Consider the following 1575-nt stretch of genomic DNA (forward strand, 5'->3'; position numbering starts at 1 on the left):
TGTGTAAATGTTATTCCTTCTTTTTGTATTATTGAAACGAGTTGTTCTATACTCATTTCTTTTCGTTTAATTTTATTGTAATGTTTAAATACGATATTTTTCCACCTGAAAGAATCGCATTGGAAATAACTTTCTCCTTTTATTGTACGGTTGAAAATTTGTTCTAACTTTTCTCTTCGATGTTTTTCTTTCAGATAGTTCTCCATAATACATACCCCCTCCTAATCGTTAGCTATGCAAAGTTTTTTTCCATATTTGCTATAACCAGTCTCTAAAGTTAAGATCCATTCGTGTAAATCTTCCCAGGAGTATCCTAACTCAGATAAAAGTATAGGAAATAGATCAAAATTATCACGCCAATCATACATATTATTGAGAGCATCCTCTAATCGACCAAATGAAAACAAGGGGATATTTTTCTTCTTTTGATTTTTATAAGTAGCACGCACTAAGTAAACATAAGTCCTCCCATGTTTCTTACTAAACACAAAAAAGCCTTTCGTTCCCTCTTTCCCTTTCATTTTTCTCACCCTTTATGTTTTTCCCACCATACTATTGGAAAAAGAAAATATGGTGGGAAAGATTTGTTTAAATGTGATCTTATTTAACTAGTTACTAATACATTATCTTTTACGAATTTTTCAGCTTGTATATAGAGCAAAAACAAATCGGCACTAAGCGTTATAGTAGTTGAGTCTTTCATTCTTTTAAGGTTAATAAAGTCGTGTTCTTCATTACCGAACATTTTTGCGTAACCTAAAACTAAGTATACAGTGTTATCTTTTGAAAAGTGAAAAAATTCACCGCATTTTGGCCTCATACTATATCCCCCTAAAAAATAATTGGTTACAAGGAAAGTCTATTGTGCCAAGAGCATACTTTGTTTTTGAATTTTTTTAAACTGACCAAACTTTACAAGTTGTCGATCTTCTAGTCCAGGGGTCTTATTTGGAGAATCAGAGACATCCACAACAATGGTATTAGCTAATACATTGACTACTGATCCAGTTAATATTTCTGAATTATCATGACGATAACGAAATTGTACAGAATCCCCAATTTTTACATTTACAGATTTTTTATTCATAAAATAATTCCTCCTTAGTGTATAGGTTGAAAAATATTAGAATTAAAACCCAAAACATATTCCAGAAATCACATATGTAGCAACAATCATGAAAGTAGATAGTCCGAAGGTACCAAAAAACCAGAGTTGTGAGGAAATGCAATTATCTATACCAAACCATTCACAAATGGCATTATATCGCTTTTTTAAAGCAATCTTTATAGTTACGTTCATTTTTTCTTTTATCGTTAAATGTGTTAAAATATACTTGCTGTTAGGAGTTTTTAGGTAGCTATTTGCCATCTAGAATCAACCTTTCTTTTATAGTGTACCTGAGAAAAGTCCTCTTTTTAGGGGTCACACGACCGAAAAAAGAAAATTGTACGTTAAGGAATATTTTTACATATTATTAAGAAATAAAAACACAGAGAAAACGATTCTCCCTGTGTTTTTATTTCTGCTTTATTCTATTTTTTCGTAGCGGCCGTAAGTTTTCAAAATTCACTTTT

The 1575-nt window shown here is 31.0% G+C and carries 4 protein-coding genes; all 4 read right to left on the reverse strand.

The window, feature by feature from the left end; genetic code table 11:
- Positions 1–206, reverse strand: a 206-nt coding sequence (locus tag ACQGS6_RS28135) for a hypothetical protein (RefSeq protein WP_426966003.1), incomplete at its 3' end; no start/stop codon positions are given.
- A 15-nt stretch (positions 207–221) separates the two neighbouring features.
- Complete coding sequence (locus ACQGS6_RS28140) at positions 222–521, reverse strand: hypothetical protein (RefSeq protein ID WP_426966004.1); 300 nt, start codon at positions 519–521, stop codon at positions 222–224.
- Between the two features lie 83 nt (positions 522–604).
- Positions 605–820, reverse strand: a complete 216-nt coding sequence (locus tag ACQGS6_RS28145) for a hypothetical protein (protein ID WP_426966005.1) — start codon at positions 818–820, stop codon at positions 605–607.
- Between the two features lie 39 nt (positions 821–859).
- Positions 860–1087, reverse strand: a complete 228-nt coding sequence (locus tag ACQGS6_RS28150) for a methyltransferase (RefSeq protein ID WP_426966006.1) — start codon at positions 1085–1087, stop codon at positions 860–862.
- Between the last annotated feature and the right edge of the window lie 488 nt (positions 1088–1575).

This window comes from Bacillus sp. GMs2/2 (assembly GCF_050172095.1).
Lineage (GTDB): Bacteria > Bacillota > Bacilli > Bacillales > Bacillaceae_G > Bacillus_A > Bacillus_A cereus.